The sequence below is a fragment of the Streptomyces sp. RK9 genome, assembly GCF_045070545.1.
GTDB lineage: Bacteria > Actinomycetota > Actinomycetes > Streptomycetales > Streptomycetaceae > Streptomyces > Streptomyces alboflavus.
Window position 1 is genome coordinate 1,382,812 of sequence record NZ_CP173703.1, and the last position, 15,891, is coordinate 1,398,702.

The window sequence follows — 15,891 nt, forward strand, 5'->3', positions numbered from 1 at the left end:
CGCAGGGCTCATCGCCCCGCCAGCGCCCGCGCCGCGTCCGGCCCCGCCGGGTCGAGGCTGTGCAGCATCCGGCCGGTCCGCTCGACCAGCGCCCCGAACGCGTCCGGCGTGATGGCCTGTTCGCCGTCGCACAGCGCGGTGTGGCCCGCGCCGTCGACGTCGACCATGACGCCGTCGGCCCCGGCGGCAGCGGCGGCCGCGGCCAGCGGGGCCACCAGGTCGCTGCGGCCGCAGGCGTGGCTGGGGTCGACGATCACGGGGAGGTGGCTGAGCCGCTTCGCCAGCGGCACGGCGCTGATGTCCAGGGTGAACCGGGTGGAGTCGCCGTGGGCGCGGACGCCGCGCTCGCACAGCAGGACCTTGCCGTTGCCCGCCGCGAGCAGGTACTCGGCGCCGTTCAGCCACTCCGGGACCGTGCAGCCGAAGCCGCGCTTCAGGAGCACGGGACGGCCGGTGAGCGCCACTTCGTGGAGCAGCGCGAAGTTCTGGGCGTTGCGGGCGCCGATCTGCAGGACGTGCGCGACCTCGGCGACGGCCTCGACGTGCGCGGCGTCGACGACCTCCGTGACGACGCCGAGCCCGGTCTCGGCGGACGCCTCACGGAGCAGGTCGAGGCCGTCCTTGCCGATGCCCTGGAAGGCGTACGGCGAGGTGCGGGGCTTGAACGCGCCGCCCCGCAGCAGGTGCGCGCCGCGCTCCCGCACCGCCCGTGCCACGCCGAGGAGCTGGGCCTCGCTCTCCACGGCGCACGGCCCGGCGATCCAGGTGAAGCGCCCGCCGCCCACGGTGCAGTCGTCCGACACCCGCACGGCGCTCGGCTCGCCCGTGGCGGCGAGGCTGCCGAGCGGCGGCGCGTCGGTGCTGTCGACGACCGACGCGACGGCGCTCGTGGCGTGCAGCAGGTCCACGAACTCCCGGCCCTCCGGCGAGGCCGCGGCGAGGTCGGGGAAGGTGACCAGGGTGTGGCGTCCGGCCCGGCAGTGGAACGACCGGTGGCCGCGGTGGCGCCACGCGGAGGTCAGTCGGCTCCGCTCGTCGAGCTGCACGTCGGGATGGAGGCGGGCAACGATCATCGGGTCACCTTTCTGCGCCGTGGCGGCGGTGCGGGGCGGAGTCCGGGGTGCTCATCGCTGCCGCCCCACGCCGGGCGACCACTCGGGCCGTTCGGGGAAGTCGAAGTCGACCGCGTCGGCGATCCCCAGCTGCTCGGCCATGCGCTGGGCGCCGGAGAAGTCGCGGACGAGCCGCCGCCCCGACGGCGTCGCGCGCAGGTCGGCCACGATCTCGTCGGCGCCCTCGATGCCCGCGGTGACCAGTTCGAGCCGGAGCGTGGAGAGGTCCTGCTCGGCGAACGCCTCCAGGGCGAGCGGCAGACAGCGCACCAGGACGGCGCGCTGTCCGGCGTTCATCCGGGCGTACAGCTCCCGGACGACCTCGATGACGATCGAGCCGTGGGCCGTCTCGTCCCGCAGGTGCAGCGTGGTGATCAGGGAGTGCATGGGCTGGATCGAGTCGTCCCTGGCGAGCAGCGCCAGCAGGGAGTTGATGCAGGTCTCGGCGACCGCGCCCCACACCAGGACGGCGACGTCGCGCTCCCACTGCTCCGGCATCGCCGCGAGCACGGCGCGCAGCCGCCGGTGGGTGACGAGTTCGGGCTGCTCGGGCCTGCTGCGCACGCCGCGCAGCTCCCGGGTGCGGGAGATGGCGAGCATGTGCATGTACGTGTGGAAGCTCTCGTCGACGACGGCCTGCTGCACCCCCTGGCGCATCAGGGGGTGGTCGCTGCCGGGGAAGACGCCGCGCATGACGAGGTCGAACGCGGGCTCCGCTATGAGGTGTTCGGTGGCGATGACCCGTTCGTTGTAGCCGATCCACAGGCCCGTGAGGACCCGCTCGCGCCGCTCGGGGGCGGCCGCGAGGAACCGGGGGTGCTGGGCGAACGGCACCATCCGCAGCGGGTAGTCCGGCAGCCCGGCGTCGTACCCCGCCCCCTCGTCGACGGCGTCGGGGCTCGTGGTGACCGCGGCCCGGCGCGGCCAGGCGGCGACGAGCCGGCGCAGGGTCGCGCTGCCGATGCCGTCCTCCTCGGCCCACCCTCTGGCCGCCCAGGTGGTCGCCAAGCCCGACTCCTCGCGCATCAGCCCTCCAGGCCTCGTGGTCCGCGATGCGGCTGCATCGTCACCGGCCGCACTTGGCGGTTTCTTGAACGTGACTTGGGGCCCGCCCGGACGGACTTCTGGATGCGGACGGGGGATGCCACGATGAGGCGTGCGCCGCGGTGACGCGGGCCCGGACGGCCCCGCCCCGTCCCTTTCCCGGAGCTCGTACCTCGTACAACGCCTTCTTCGTCGCCTTCTTCGTCGTCCGTCTCCCCAGTCCCCGGCAGCGTGCCGGGTGACGCCACCGTGAGGACGTCTCATGCTCGTTCCGCTCACCATGGCCGACTTCCTCGATCGCGCCGAGTCGGCCGCCGCCGGCCGCGTCGCGCTCGTCGACGAGCCGGACCAGCCGTCCCGCCCGGTGCCGACGACGACGTACGGCGAGTTGCTTCGGCGGGTGCGGGCGTGGCAGGCGGGGCTCGACGCGCTCGGCGTCGGCGTGGGCGAGCGGGTCGCCGTGGTCAGCCCCAACTCGGCGCGGCTGCTCGAACTGCTCTACGCGATCCCGGCGAGCGGCCGGGTCTGCGTGCCGGTGAACTACCGGCTCACGGCCGAGGAGATCGCGTACATCCTGCGGCAGTGCGACGCCTCGGTCGTGTTCGTCGACCCCGACGTCGAGGCCGCGCTCGGCTCGGTCGAGGGGCCGAAGCGCTTCGTGCTCGGCGAGCAGACCGAGACCCAGGTCATGCGGTACGACGTGGCGCCGCGCCCGTGGTCGCGGCCCGACGAGAACGCCGTCGCGACCCTCAACTACACGTCGGGGACGTCCGCGCGCCCCAAGGGCGTCGCCCTGACCCACCGCAACATCTGGCTCAACGCGATGACGTTCGGCGTGCACGGCCGGATCTGGGAGCGGGACGTCTATCTGCACACCCTGCCCACGTTCCACTGCAACGGCTGGGGGGTGCCGTTCCTGCTCGCGGGGCTCGGCGCCAAGCAGGTGATGCAGCGCCGGATCGACGGTGCCCAGATCCTGCGCCGGGTCCAGGAGCACGGCGTGACCCTCGCGTTCGGCGCGCCCGCCGTGTGGGACGCCGTGCTGCGGGCTGCGCGGAGCTGGCAGGGCGAGGTCCCCGGCCGGGGCAGCGTGCGCATCGTGTGCGCGGGGGCGCCCGTCAGCGACCGGCTCGTCTGCCAGGTGGAGCACGAGCTGGGCTGGGAGTTCCACCAGGTGTACGGCCTGACGGAGACGACGATGCTCACCTTCAACCGGCGTCCGCCGGGCGCGCCGGGGAGCGGGGGCCTGACGAGGGCGGGGGCGCCGGCGCTCGGGGTGCGGCTCCGCACCGGGGAGCGGGGCGAGGTCCTGGCCCGCTCCAACATGGTGCTCGACGGCTACTGGCAGGACCCGGGGGCCGACGCGGCGGCGCTGTCCGAGGGGTGGTTCCGCACCGGGGACGTCGGGGAGTTCGACGACGAGGGGCATCTCGTCCTCTTCGACCGGCTGAAGGACGTCATCGTCACCGGGGGCGAGAGCGTGGCGTCGGTGGAGGTCGAGGACTGCCTGCTCGGTCATCCGGCGGTCGCCGAGGCCGCCGTGATCGGGGTGCCGGACGAGCGCTGGGGCGAGACCGTGAAGGCGGTGGTGGTGCCCTCAGAGGGAGGCGCGGGAGGCGCGGGAGGCGCGGGAGGCGCGGGAGGTGCGGGGGCCGCGGCCGCCGAGGCCGAGCTGATCGCCCACTGCAAGCGGCACCTGGCCCGCTACAAGGCGCCCACGTCCGTGGACTTCGTGGACGCCCTGCCCCGCACCAGCAACGGCAAGGTGCGCAAGAGCAGGCTCAGGGAGCCGTACTGGATCGGTCAGGACCGGCGCATCAACTGACGACGTCCGGCCCTGTCCCGGCGGGCGCCGTCAGTGCTGCAGGCACATCCGTCCGACGGACTCGTCGCGGAGGATCCGGGTGAACAGCACCCGCAGCTCCCGCCCCGGGTCCACGCCGAGCTCCTGCGCGAGGGCCCGGCGGATGCGGTGGTAGACCCGCACCGCCTCGGCCTGCCGGCCCACCTCGCACAGCGCGACCATCAGGAGCCAGCCCAGCCGCTCCCGGTTGGGGTAGCGCGCGCTGAGCGCGGCGAGTTCGGCCACCGCGGTGCCGTTGTCCCGGCCCCAGGCCAGCTCGGCCTCCCAGAGCGCCTCCCAGGTCATGAGGCGCAGCTCTTCCAGGCGGGCCGCCTCGCGCACGGCCGGTTCGTAGTCGCCGAGTTCGGCGTAGGGCGCGCCCTGCCACAGGGCGAGGGAGGCGGCGAGCGCACGGCTCGCCTCGGCGTACCTGCCGTCGCGCAGGAGCCTGCGGCCGTCGCGCAGTTGGCTCTCGAAGCGGCAGGCGTCGACGCGTTCCCGCGCCACGGCGAGGACGTAGCCGTGCGGCTCCCTGCGCAGGATCCGGTTGCGTCCCCGGGGCGGGCAGTCAGGTTCCAGTTGACGGCGCAGATGGGAGACGTAACTGTGCAGGCTGGCAACCACGTTGCCAGGTGGTCCGGCGGGCCAGATCGCCTCGGTGAGCCGTTCCGCGCCCACCACTTGCCCCGGAGCCAGCAACAGAGTTGACAGCACGGCACGTTGTCGCGCCGGTCCGAGGGGCAGGGGGCCCGCGGGCGACCACACCGCGAGCGGCCCGAGGATGTTGAATGACAACTCACCGGTCAAATGAGTAACAGTTTTCACAGACATCACACTCTCCCCCTGGCAACACTGATTTTCAATGGCCACCGTTTCCCCCCACTGCTGGTCAGAATGACGTCTACACCCCCGGTCCAGGTTGGCCGAGCCACGCCTGGACTTTTCGTGTGTGCCGCATGAGTAAAGAGAGGGAGACATTCCCCACTATGACCGCGCGTTACTCTTTGACGCACTCCCTTTGCTCGCTTTTGCCAACCACCTGTCCTGATGGCGCAAAGACGCGGTTCCGACGCGGCGCGGGCCTGGGATACATTGGAAAGTTACGCAGAGTTGTTTCGGATCTTGGTCGCGCGCCCCATCGATCACTGCACCGGACACGGGCGCCACGCGATTCGATCAAACTCGCATGCATTTACATGTCGAACAGAAATGCCAAACGCGCAATTCAAGTCAGCAACGCGCTTGAAGAAACAACTTTTTCCATCATGACGCCGAATAACGATTCTTCAGCTCCGGTGCGGTGATGCGGCCGGGAAGACGCCGGGGGTCTTCACACCTCGCGCACCACCGACGGCCAGTGACCGGAGAGCAGATATCGGCGCACCGACACCGCGGCGCGCCACCCCTCAGCGGTCACCGCCGCGGCGGGCTCGACGGCGTGCGCCGCATTCCCGACCGCGAAGACGCCGGGGATCTCCGTACGGAAGTCCGCGTCGATCGCCGGTCCCCGCGTCCCCCGGTCGAGCGGCACCCCGCCCCGCCGCGCCAGTTCGTGGTCGGGCACGAAGTCGCCCGTGAAGACGACGGTGTCGCACGGCAGTTGAGCCGGACGCCCGCCGCGATGCCGCAGCCGCACGGCGGAAATCCGTCCCCTGCCGACGAGTTCGGTGACCTCCGCGCCGGTGAGCAGCGGAACGCCGTGCCACAGCCGGGCCCCGGCGGCGCGCCAGGGCTCGGCGCGGTGCCGGGCCTCCGCCGTCACCTGCGCGGCCACGGCGACACCCGCGCGCCGGAGCGTGTCGAGCGCCGCGTACGCGACGGGCTCGGCGCCCACGACCACGGCCCGGGTGCCGATGTGCTGGCCGTACAGGTGGACGGCCTGCTGGAGTTCGCCGGTGGTGTAGACGCCGGGGGCGCGGCCACCGGGCACGAGGCGTGCGGCGCGGGGGCGTTCGCGGGCGCCGGTGGCGAGGACGACGGCCCGCGCGGTGAGGCGTTCCAGGCCGTCGGGGGAGGTCGTGTCGAGGGTGCGGGGGCCCGCCCAGTCGGTGGCGGTGACGCCGGTGCGCACGCGCGCGCCCGCGCGCCGGGCCGCGTCGACGTGGGCGCGGGCGTACCGCGGCCCGCTCGTGCCGGGTCCGGTGAGCCCCGTAAGACCCGTGAGTCCTGTGAGTCCTGTGAGTCCTGTGAGTCCTGTGAGTCCGGCGAAGGTGCGGGCGCCGAAGCCGCCGTGGTGGCAGTGGCGGGGTACGCCGCCCGCCTGTTCCTCGCGCTCCAGGACCTCGACGTGGCCCACGCCCGCCGCCGCGAGCCCGGCGGCGGCCGCGAGCCCCGCGGGTCCGGCGCCGACGATCAGCACGTCCACGGTGCGCTCGTGCCTCATCGTGCCGTCTCCACGCGGTCGCGTCCTTCGAGCAGTGAGCGGACCGCGGCGCCGCAGTAGAAGCCCTGGCAGCGGCCGCCGCGGGCTCGGGTGCGGCGGCGCAGGCCGTCGACGGAGGCGGGCGGCACGGTGCTCGCGAGGGCGTCGCGGATCTCCCCGCGGGTGACGCGCTCGCAGTGGCAGACGAGAGTGCCGTACGCGGGGTCCGCCGCGATCAGGTCGGCCCGCTGGTAGGGGCGCGGGAGGCGCTCGCCGATGTTCGGCATGGTGACGGGCGCGAGGTCCCGGGGCACGCCGAGGTCAAGGCCGCAGTCCGCGAGCAGCCCGGTGACGTACGCGGCGATGGCCATGGACGCGGTCAGGCCGGTGGAGCGGATGCCGCCGACGGTGACGTAGCGCTGCTCGGGCCACGGGCGGATCCGGTAGTCGTCGTCCTCGGTCGCCGCGCGCAGGCCCGCGTAGGCGGCGGTGACGTCCTCGTCCAGGAGGTCGGGCAGGATGCGCGCGCCCCGCTCGCGCAGGAAGGCGAGCCCGTCGGCGGTGGTGCCGGTGGCCCCCTTGTCGTCCAGGTCCTCCGCCGTGGGCCCGAGGAGGACGTTGCCGTACACCGTCGGGGCGACCAGGACGCCCTTGCCGAGCGCCGTCGGCACGGGCAGCAGGATGTGGCGCACGAGGTCGCGGGCGAGCTTGTCGAAGACGAGGAGCTGGCCGCGGCGCGGGGTGACCGTGAACGTGTCGTGGCCGAGCATGCGGTCGACGGTGTCGGCGTGCAGGCCCGCGGCGTTGACGAGGTAGCGGGTGCGCAGCTCGCCGCGGCTCGTGGTGAGGACACGGGGGCTGTCGCCGGGCGCGTCCGTGCCGGCGTCCGTCAGGCGGCAGTTCAGGTGCAGGTCCACGCCGGAGCGCACGGCCTGGGTGGCGTACGCGAGGGGGGTCGTCCAGGGACAGATGATGCTCTCGTCCGGCACGGCGAGGGCGCCGAGGGCACCGGGGCCGAGTCGCGGCTCGCGGGCGCGCAGCTCGGCGGCGTCCAGGAGGACCGTCCGGTCGTAGCCGTTGCGCTCGGCCTTGGCCCGGAGCGCGGGCAGGGCGGCGAGCTGTTCCTCGTCCCAGGCGACCAGGAGCGCGCCGGCCCGCTCCACGGGGATGCCGCACTCGGCGGCGTACGCGGCGAGGAGGCGCTGCCCCTCCCGGACCAGGCGGGCCTCCAGGGAGCCCGGCACCGCGTCGAACCCGGTGTGCAGGATCGCCGTGTTGGCCTTGGACGTGCCCTCGCCCACGTCGTCCGCGGCCTCCACGACGGCGACGCGCAGCCGGTAGCGGGCCAGTTCGCGGGCGATGGCGGTGCCGACGACTCCCGCGCCGACGACGGTGACGTCGTAGGGCTCGGACGGCCCGTACGACTCGCACAACTCATGCGGCTCGTACCGCCCATGCGGCTCGTACCGCCCATGCGGCTCGTGCAGCTCGCGCGCCGAGGCCGACGCCGGCCCCGACCCCACTCCCACTCCCGCTCCCGCTTCCGAGGCCGCGTACGCCAGAGTTCCGGCGCGGGTGACGCGGCCGGGTCCGCCGCGCCCGGGCGCCCCGGCCCCGCTCACGACGGCGTGCGGTCCGTGAGGACCGCCACCTGCGCGCGGAACGCCTCGCGGCGGGCTGCGGCCTCGTCGGCGCCGACGCGCGGTTCGTAGACGGCGGCCGGGCGCCAGTCGGGCACGACGTCCCGCAGGGTGAGGCTCGGGTCGAGGCCGAGGCGGGCGACCGCGCCGACGCCGAGCGCCGTGACGTCGGGGAGCGCGGAGACCTCCACGGGCAGTTGGAGCAGGTCGGCCTGGGTCTGCATGAGCAGGTCCGAGCGGGTCAGGCCGCCGTCGACGCGCAGGCTCCGCAGCGGCTCGCCGAGGTCGGCGGTCACCGCGTCGGCGAGCTCGGCGACCTGCGCGGCGACGCCCTCGCACAGCGCGCGCACCAGATGCCCGGCGGTGGTGTCCAGGCCGAGGCCGGTCAGGGAGCCGCGCAGGTCGCCGCGCCACCAGGGCGCCGCGAGCCCGGCGAGCGCGGGCACGAAGGTGACACCGCCGCTGTCGGGAACGGCGGAGCCGATCGGGTCGATGTCCTCGGCGCCGCCGATGACGCCGATGTCGGTGAGCCAGCGCACGGCGGACGCGGCGGTGTAGACCTGCCCGTCGAGGCAGTAGCTGCTGCGGCCGCCCAGGCGCCAGGCGACGCAGGCGACGAGCCCGGAGTCGCCCCGGCGCGGGCGGGTGCCGGTCTGGGCGAGCAGGAACGCCCCGGTGCCGTACGTGCACTTGGCGCTGCCGGGCTCGGTGACGTCCTGGGCGAGGAGCGCGGCCTGCTGGTCGACGAGGAGCCCGGTGAGCGGGATGTCGGCGCCGAACGCCGTGGTGGTGCCGACCTGTTCGGCGGCGTCGACGACGCGCGGCAGCCGTTCGGCCCCGAGCCCGAAGACGTCGAGGGCGCGCGGCGACCAGGCGGCGGAGTCCAGGTCGAGGAGCTGGGTGCGGCCCGCGGTGGCCGCGTCGGTGACGAAGGCGCCGGTGAGGCGGTGCGTCAGCCAGGCGTCGCTGGTCGTGACGACGCCGCGCCGGGTGAGGTGGCGGCGTATCCACGCCATCTTGGGGGCGGCGAAGTAGGGGTCGAGGGGAAGTCCGGTGAGCGCCTTCAACTCGTCGGCGTGCTCGGCGAGTTCCTCGCACAGGTCGTCGGCACGCCGGTCCTGCCACACCAGGGCGTCGGTCAGCGGCTCGCCGGACTCCGGGTCCCAGGCGAGCACCGTCTCGCCCTGGTTGGCGAGGCCCACGGCGGCGACCGGCTCCCCCGCGTCCGCCAGCGCCTCCCGGCCGGCGTCGAGCACGGAGGCGAGCAGCTCGTCGGGCGCCACCTCGACGCGGCCGCCGGGCAGATGGCGGGGGCGCACGGGCGCCGTGCCGGAGCCGATCACGCCGCGCTCGGGGCAGACGACGAGCGCCTTGGTGCCGGAGGTGCCCTGGTCGACGGCGAGCACCGGGCCGGTCATCGCCGCGCTCCGCGGCGGGGCGGGCGGGCGGCGGGGCGCGGGCCGCGGTCAGTCGTGATCACCGCGGAAGCCTGCTACAGCGGGCGCGGGGCCGTCAAGGGTCGGCGTGTGCGTCAAATGCCGCATTCGGTGCCGATGTTGAGCAACAGAGAACGCAACGGACACAGTCGGTATGCCGCGAAATGCCGCTTGGGTTGCACGCATTGGCAGCACACCGCGCACCCGGGCACATCGCGTGCTCATGAGCCGGACGCCAACTGCCTCTGAACGTTCGAGACATCAGCACCGTGTGTACGTGCTTCGGCGATCATGCCCCCAACCTCCATCCTCTCAACCGCTCCGGCCGTACCGCTGCCGTGCGGCTCTGGGCACCAACGCGGCTTCCGGCAGCCCGAGGCGGACCCGGCACGAACCGGAGCCTCGGCCCTCTGCCCCCCGACTGCGCCGGCCCCGCGCCGCGCGGGGTCAGGGGGGTGCGAGGCGGTCGAGTTGGGCGGCGAGGTCGGGGTGGGTGGCGGCCAGGTGAGGGCGAGTCGCGGCCAGCGGGGCGATGAGGTCGGCGGGCTCGTTGTGGGCGAGAGCCGCGTGCAGTTCGCCGAGCGGGCGGCGGGCGGCGGCGGGCAGGTCGGTGAGGGCGGTGATCCGGCCCGCGAGGCCGCGCAGATCGGCGGCGTTGTGGCGGGCCCAGGTGGTGGTGGTGCGCTTGGCGGCCCGGGCCTGGCGGGTGGCGGTGACGCGCTGTTCGCCGGTGGTTCCGGCGGGGCCGGGGCGGCCGCGCAGGTAGCGGCGCTCGGCGGCCTGGCGGCTGGTGACGCCGAGGGGCTGGGCGAGGTCGGCCCAGCTGGCGCCCGCGTCACGGGCGGTTTCGATCAGACCGGTCTCCCATCCGGCGAGCTGTTCGCGGACCTGCCGCAGCAGCATCAGGGAAGCCAGGGCCTGCTCCGCACCCGGCTCGGCGCCGGGGCCCCCAGGGGTCTGGTGCTGGGCTGTGCGCAGGGCGTCGTTGATGGCGTTGAGGGCCGCCGCGGCAGCGAGGAACGACGCCGGGCTGTGGGCGTCGGCGCTGGTGGTGGACGGCTGATCTGCTGTGGTCACGGGCACCTCCCTCATCAGTGTCATCATGTCGACGACATCATGTTTGTCATCCATTGGATGACATGTTACAACAATGTCAGTGCAGCGCATTGGCAGCAACTGCCTACGACCCGCTGGAGGTGTTTCACGATGTTGATGCGCACTGATCCCTTCCGTGAGCTGGACCGCCTGGCGCAACAGCTGATGGGCCCGGGCACCTGGTCGAAGCCGTCGGCGATGCCGATGGACGCCTACCGCGAGGGCGACGAGTACGTGGTGGCCTTCGACCTCCCCGGTGTCGCCGCGGACGCGATCGACATCGATGTGGAGCGGAACATGCTCACCGTCAAGGCCGAGCGGCGCCCGCTGGCGAAGGCCGACGAAGTGCAGATGGAGCTGTCCGAGCGGCCGCTGGGCGTCTTCTCCCGCCAGATCGTGCTCGCCGACACCCTCGACACCGAGCACATCAAGGCCGACTACGACGCGGGCGTGCTCACCCTGCGCATCCCGATCGCCGAGCGCGCCAAGCCCCGCAAGATCTCCATCGGCGTCGGCTCCGACCGCAGGGAGATCTCCGGCTGACAGCGGCCGGCCGGACCGGTGCGGAGGACAGGCACTCTCCCCCTCATCCCCCGTCCTCCGCACCCCTGGAATGCCCCGTCCTCCGCACCCCTGGACAGTCCGAAGAGGGACGGCCGAGATGACCCTGCGACGCGAAGCTTTCCTCGACCACGTGAGAGAACGCGGTGATTACGAGACCGTGCAGGAAGCGGAGCGGGCGGCCCGCGTGGTCCTCGCCCTGCTCGGCGCGCACCTGGTAGGCGAGGTCCGGGCCAAGCTCGCCGCACGCCTGCCGGAGGGCTTCGCCCTGATCCTGCTCAACCCGCTGCGGAGCGCCGAACCGCTGCCCCCCGAACGGTTCGTCCGCGCGACCGCGGCCTGGATCGAAGGCGCCACCGAGCACACCGCGACCTGGGACGTCAGCGCCGTCTTGGCCACGGTCGCCGACACCGCCGGCGACGACCTGATGGAGCAGATCCTGCTCCAACTCCCCGCCGGCTACGACCTCCTCTTCGGCCGTCCACAACCCACCTGACCAAGACCTGAGGTGGTGCCACACCCCCGGGCACCACCCCGTCCCGGCTCCCATGAAAGGCATGCACCGCAGTGATCACCGACGTACGCGCACCTCAAGAGCCCCAGCAGCCGTACGGGACGGCGTACGAGCAGATGCTGGAGAAAGTCCGCTATGAGGGCGCCTATCCCACCCGGGAGAGGGCCGAGGAAGCCGTCCGGCTCGTCCTGGGAGGGCTCGGGCGTCAGCTGACCGGCGACGAACGCGTCGACCTGGCCGCCTGCCTGCCCCTGGAGGCCGCACGCGTCCTGACCGCGCAGATCCCCGACACCCAGCCGCTGACCGGCTGGGCCTTCGTCAAGGACCTCGCCGCCCGCTCCGGCGCCTCCCTGGCCACCACCCGCTGGGACACCGGCTCCGTCTTCGCCGCCGTCACAGCACATGCCTCCGCCGACCTGATCACCCGCATCCTGGACCAGCTTCCCAACGGCTACGCCCTGCTGTTCGGCCGCGCCGAACTCGCCCCGGCCGTCTGAGCGGGCACGCGGAGCCATCACAGAAGGTCGCCCCCTCCCGCCGACCCGGTCCCGCACAGGTGAAGTCCCCGATCCACGGATCGGGGACTTCACCTTGCCGCTCACCGTCCGGGCCACGCCGGCCGATCATCGGCGCCCTTCCCGAGGCCCGTACCGCGACGGGCGTCGTTGAGCAGTTTCGGGGGCAACAGGAACCAGCACAGCACGTACCAGAAGAGGATGATCCCGACGAGGACCGGCACGAGCCCGTCATGCGTCGCCACCCGCAGAACCAGCAGGAGCGCCGAGGTCAGCGTGCAGAGGAGCAGGACGAGCCCGACCACGGTGAGACGAGACGCCCACCGCACCGCCTGCGGTTTCATCCGCCGCCTGCTGACCAGCCGGGGGAACGCGACCGGCCCGATCAACGCGCCCGTCGAGGCCGAGCCGAGCAGGACCGTGGTCACGTAGATCGTGCGGTCGGTGTCGGACAGGTCCGGGAAGCGTGGGGTGAAGACCACAGTGAGCAGGAACCCGAAGAGGATCTGAACCCCGTGAGGGCTACCCGCATCTCCTGGACAAGGTCCACCCGCATGCGATCTGCTCGCTGTTCGACGGACTCACGGCGACCACGCCGAGGCCGCAGCTCCCGCCGTGTTTGTCCCATGACTCGGGGTCAGTCGACCTTCGGCCCGTGCCGCAGGGACACGCGGACCGTGAAGGAGTGGCCGGCCGGATCCGAGAACAGCCGTGCCTCCGTGGGCCCGCCGCGGCCCGAGGCCTGGATCGGCGTGCCGCCCAGGCCCACGATGTGGCGTTCGACCTCATCGAGGTCGCCGGAGTCGACGAGGAAGTCGACGTGGGCCTGGAGCGAGTCCTCGGGCCGGGGCCAGCTGGGCGGGGTGGCGTTGAGATCAAGACGGAACCCCATGCGCAGCCCGCCGGGCACCTGGATGTCGGTGCGGCTGCCGCTGCTGTCCGGACACTGCTCGGCATCGAGCAACTTCAGGTAGAACTGGGCGAGTTCCTCCGGATTCGAGCAGTCCAGCACGATCGCGCCCTCGGTGATCAGCCCCATGCCGCCTCCTTGGCTCCTGCATCGAGTGTCCGCGGCGGCACTCGACAAACCGGAACCGCGTGCAAACGCCGTGGCCCGATCGCATCGCGCCGGACATCCGCTCTGTGCGAGCCCACCTCAGAGGGCGAGCAGGGAGTCGTCCTCGACGTTCGCCCCCGGCAGCCGGTGCCGCGCCGCGATGAGGGCCGCGTCGATGTCCCGGGTACCGGTACTCACGCACAGTGTGTAGGCGATGTCGTCCATGCGGTTTCGCACGTCTTCGGCACCGTTCTCCGCCTGCAGGACACGCAGGGTCTCGTACTGCTCCACGAGCTTGGCCAGAACAGCGGGGTGTGCCATCAGCATGGTGACTCCTTCGATTGTCTCGCGCGGCGGCGAACTGTGCCGCCACCCCTGTACCCCCATTTCCCGCCCACCCCCGGTCCGAGGGGCGATGTCCGGTTCCGGGATTCTCACCTGTCTGGCTCTGCGATTTCCGCCGACTTTCGGGTACACCACCTCAATGCACCCACAGAGTCATACCGTCCTGGCTGCCTCCGGCGGCGGCTCGCTGGCCCTCATCGTCGTCGGCGTCCTCGTGGTCCTCGGCCTCCTCGCCATGTTCGTCGCGGGCCGCCGCCGCGCCGCCCGCCGCACCCGCAGCACACCCGCCCCCGGCGGCAGGCCACCCGGCGCGGAGACCCAGCGCGGCGACACCTGGCAGACCCCCGACGACGACCCCGACCAGGGCAACCCCCACCGCTGAGCGGAGGTCATGAGCGGCCATGAGCGGCAGGGCGTGAGCGCCTCTGCGGCGGCACCGAAGTTCGTGGCGCCGCCGCCGAACGCGGCGTCGGCCGCACGAGTTGCACGAGCTGGGCCTCGCGAGGACCGTCGTCAGCTCTTGCCGCGGCCGGTGAGCAGGTCGCGGGCCCGGCCCACCAGTCCCAGGCCAGGGCCCAGCAGTTTGTTGCCGGGCGGCGTGGACGGTCCGGCGGGGTGCGGACGCGTGGGGGCCGTGTTTTTCGCGGAGCGGACCTTGTCTCCCAGTTCGTCCAGGCCCTCCGGGGTCCAGGCCGCGGCGAGCAGCGGGAAGAGCCGGGCCTCCTCGTCGCGGACGTGCTCGCTCACTTCGAGTTTCAGCCTGGCCACCAAGTGGTCGAAGTCCGGGTCCGTCGCATCGAGTCCTTCCAGGTCCTTGAGGAGTTGTTCCACCCTCGCGTGGTCCGCGATCTCCTTGTCCGCGATGTCCGGTGTGACGCGCTTGCCGACCCGGTCGCTACCGGCCCGCCCCGGTCGCTACCGGTTGGGGCGCGCCGCGCTGATGTCTGCCAGCGCCGACTCCGGGTCCCGTTCCATGGCCAGGTCGCCGAGGGCGACAATTCCCACCACCTTGCCGCCGTCGACCACGGGAACCCTGCGGATCGAATCCGCACGCATGCGTTCCACGACCAGACCCAGACGCTCGTCCGAGCCGACGGTGACGACTTCCTCGCTGCACACGCTGACGACCGTTGTCCGGTCCGGGTCGGCGCCTTCGCCGAGCACCCGGACCACCGGGTCCCGATCGCTGACCAGCCCACGAAGTTCGTCCCCCTTCGCCAGGTTCCGCGCCCCGGGTACCCGGGGCGATGTGCTCCATCCGCACCGTCGGAATGCCCGGCTCCGCCCGCCAGAAGGCCTGACGGCACCGGCGGGCTTCGCCAGGAATCCCGCGTCAGGAGCCCCGCGTGTAGAAGGCCCCCGCTCGGGCACCCGGGGGCTGCACACGCCGACTGAAACCGACCTGGTCGGCCGAAAAGGACAGGTGGCAACGCATGGGTTGGCTGAAGGCAGCACTCACGCGGCTGCTCGGCCGCAAGAAGGAGGCTGACGGCATCGCGCTGGGCGACGAACGGCTGCGCGCCGAAGGGCAGCGACAGAAACAGCGACACGGCCACGAGGCGCGCGCAGCGAGTCGTGGCAGGGGCGGGAGTGGCGCTACCGGATGAGGCGGACGTCGTTCGGCAGGCAGCCGACGACCTGGTGGCGATGGTCGATGGCTTCGCAACCGCAGGCCCTCGGCACTTCCGGGCCCGCCGCGCCCGCAAACGCCAGGAAGCACGCGTCGCCGACCTCGTGCGGGCCGAGCGGGAACGCGCCCCGGTGTCGGCAACCGCGCACCCAGACGGCGTCCCGACCCTGCTCTCCGTGGTGGCCCGCCACCGGAACGCGGACTGCACCCTGCTGGACCCGCGCACGGCCGCCGTGGAAGTCCTCAATGTCATCCGGCCGACCGTAGCCGTCAGTTGGTTCGTCACCTTCGCCGCGCACGCGCTGCACCACCGGCCCGAGCACCGCCGACGCCTCGCGGCGGGAGGCGCCGAAGAGGCCATGGCGTTCGCTCAGGAGGTACGCCGGTTCTATCCCTGACGTGACGCTGGCTCTCCTCGCCGCGCTCGTCCCGCGCCTCGCCCGGCTGTCCTACGAAGTGCCCGACCAGGACCTGACCATCCCGCTGCGCCGCATCCCCACGCGGCCGCGCAGCGGGATGGTCCTCTCGGACGTGGTCGAGCCGGACAAGGCTCAGCCGCCTTCCACGCCGGTGGACTTGTGAGGCGATCCGACCGGCTGCTGCGACTGCCGCAGGCGTTGTTCGTTTGTTGCTTGTCGGTCTCGGTGCCCGCTCGGTCCATCACCTTGGACTCCGGTGAGCCGACAGTGAAATCCGAGGTCGCCAGATAGTCGGCCAGGCCGATCGGAGCCAGGCCG

At 72.8% G+C, this 15,891-nt stretch carries 15 protein-coding genes and 3 pseudogenes; 6 read left to right on the top strand and 12 right to left on the bottom strand.

Features of this window, described 5'->3' with window-relative positions:
• Positions 1-8 precede the first annotated feature (8 nt).
• Together aroF and AB6L24_RS05315 are read right to left on the bottom strand one after the other, a co-directional pair.
• The gene (gene aroF / locus AB6L24_RS05310; RefSeq protein ID WP_405652636.1) at positions 9-1,073 is read right to left on the bottom strand and encodes a 3-deoxy-7-phosphoheptulonate synthase; all 1,065 of its coding nucleotides are present in this window, start codon (positions 1,071-1,073) and stop codon (positions 9-11) included.
• 51 nt (positions 1,074-1,124) lie between these two features.
• Complete coding sequence (locus AB6L24_RS05315) at positions 1,125-2,138, bottom strand: 4-aminobenzoate N-oxygenase (RefSeq protein WP_405652638.1); 1,014 nt, start codon at positions 2,136-2,138, stop codon at positions 1,125-1,127.
• A 280-nt stretch (positions 2,139-2,418) separates the two neighbouring features.
• On the opposite strand from AB6L24_RS05315, the gene AB6L24_RS05320 reads away from it, so the two are divergent.
• A complete protein-coding gene (locus tag AB6L24_RS05320) occupies positions 2,419-3,981 on the top strand; it encodes an AMP-binding protein (protein ID WP_405652640.1) in 1,563 nt (520 codons plus the stop codon).
• A gap of 30 nt (positions 3,982-4,011) precedes the next feature.
• On the opposite strand, the gene AB6L24_RS05325 is transcribed toward AB6L24_RS05320, so the two are convergent.
• From AB6L24_RS05325 to AB6L24_RS05345, 5 genes are all read right to left on the bottom strand, one after another.
• Positions 4,012-4,977, bottom strand: a complete 966-nt coding sequence (locus tag AB6L24_RS05325; RefSeq protein WP_405652642.1) for a BTAD domain-containing putative transcriptional regulator — start codon at positions 4,975-4,977, stop codon at positions 4,012-4,014.
• Positions 4,978-5,329: 352 nt separating this feature from the next.
• A complete protein-coding gene (locus AB6L24_RS05330; protein WP_405652644.1) occupies positions 5,330-6,382 on the bottom strand; it encodes an NAD(P)/FAD-dependent oxidoreductase in 1,053 nt (350 codons plus the stop codon).
• On the bottom strand, positions 6,379-7,794 hold the full coding sequence (locus AB6L24_RS05335; protein WP_405657048.1) for an FAD-dependent oxidoreductase: 1,416 nt from the start codon (positions 7,792-7,794) through the stop codon (positions 6,379-6,381). Before AB6L24_RS05335 ends, AB6L24_RS05330 begins: the two co-directional genes overlap by 4 nt.
• Positions 7,795-7,979: 185 nt before the next feature.
• On the bottom strand, positions 7,980-9,419 hold the full coding sequence (locus tag AB6L24_RS05340) for an FGGY family carbohydrate kinase (protein ID WP_405652647.1): 1,440 nt from the start codon (positions 9,417-9,419) through the stop codon (positions 7,980-7,982).
• A gap of 465 nt (positions 9,420-9,884) precedes the next feature.
• Positions 9,885-10,514, bottom strand: a complete 630-nt coding sequence (locus AB6L24_RS05345) for a type III effector protein (RefSeq protein ID WP_405652649.1) — start codon at positions 10,512-10,514, stop codon at positions 9,885-9,887.
• 129 nt (positions 10,515-10,643) lie between these two features.
• On the opposite strand from AB6L24_RS05345, the gene AB6L24_RS05350 reads away from it, so the two are divergent.
• The 3 genes from AB6L24_RS05350 to AB6L24_RS05360 all read left to right on the top strand — a co-directional run bounded on the left by AB6L24_RS05350 (position 10,644) and on the right by AB6L24_RS05360 (position 12,104).
• On the top strand, positions 10,644-11,075 hold the full coding sequence (locus AB6L24_RS05350) for an Hsp20/alpha crystallin family protein (RefSeq protein WP_405652652.1): 432 nt from the start codon (positions 10,644-10,646) through the stop codon (positions 11,073-11,075).
• A gap of 118 nt (positions 11,076-11,193) precedes the next feature.
• The gene (locus AB6L24_RS05355) at positions 11,194-11,589 is read left to right on the top strand and encodes a DUF2267 domain-containing protein (RefSeq protein ID WP_405652654.1); all 396 of its coding nucleotides are present in this window, start codon (positions 11,194-11,196) and stop codon (positions 11,587-11,589) included.
• Between the two features lie 71 nt (positions 11,590-11,660).
• Positions 11,661-12,104 carry a DUF2267 domain-containing protein gene (locus tag AB6L24_RS05360; protein WP_405652656.1) on the top strand — a complete coding sequence of 148 codons (444 nt, stop codon included), beginning with the start codon at positions 11,661-11,663 and terminating at the stop codon, positions 12,102-12,104.
• A 101-nt stretch (positions 12,105-12,205) separates the two neighbouring features.
• Here AB6L24_RS05360 and AB6L24_RS05365 read toward each other — a convergent pair.
• From AB6L24_RS05365 to AB6L24_RS05375, 3 genes and pseudogenes are all read right to left on the bottom strand, one after another.
• Positions 12,206-12,750 (bottom strand): annotated as a pseudogene (locus tag AB6L24_RS05365) (DUF6328 family protein).
• 9 nt (positions 12,751-12,759) lie between these two features.
• Complete coding sequence (locus AB6L24_RS05370; protein WP_405652658.1) at positions 12,760-13,161, bottom strand: VOC family protein; 402 nt, start codon at positions 13,159-13,161, stop codon at positions 12,760-12,762.
• 117 nt (positions 13,162-13,278) lie between these two features.
• On the bottom strand, positions 13,279-13,506 hold the full coding sequence (locus AB6L24_RS05375) for a DUF5133 domain-containing protein (protein ID WP_405652661.1): 228 nt from the start codon (positions 13,504-13,506) through the stop codon (positions 13,279-13,281).
• Between the two features lie 157 nt (positions 13,507-13,663).
• Between AB6L24_RS05375 and AB6L24_RS05380 the strand changes: the two genes are divergently transcribed.
• Positions 13,664-13,906, top strand: a complete 243-nt coding sequence (locus AB6L24_RS05380) for a DUF6479 family protein (RefSeq protein WP_405652663.1) — start codon at positions 13,664-13,666, stop codon at positions 13,904-13,906.
• Between the two features lie 131 nt (positions 13,907-14,037).
• Here AB6L24_RS05380 and AB6L24_RS05385 read toward each other — a convergent pair.
• Positions 14,038-14,391: pseudogene (locus tag AB6L24_RS05385) on the bottom strand (hemerythrin domain-containing protein); the annotation flags it as partial.
• Between the two features lie 48 nt (positions 14,392-14,439).
• On the bottom strand, positions 14,440-14,643 hold the full coding sequence (locus AB6L24_RS05390; RefSeq protein WP_405652665.1) for a CBS domain-containing protein: 204 nt from the start codon (positions 14,641-14,643) through the stop codon (positions 14,440-14,442).
• A gap of 465 nt (positions 14,644-15,108) precedes the next feature.
• Here AB6L24_RS05390 and AB6L24_RS05395 point away from each other — a divergent pair.
• Positions 15,109-15,736 (top strand): annotated as a pseudogene (locus AB6L24_RS05395) (hypothetical protein); the annotation flags it as partial.
• Positions 15,737-15,891 lie beyond the last annotated feature (155 nt).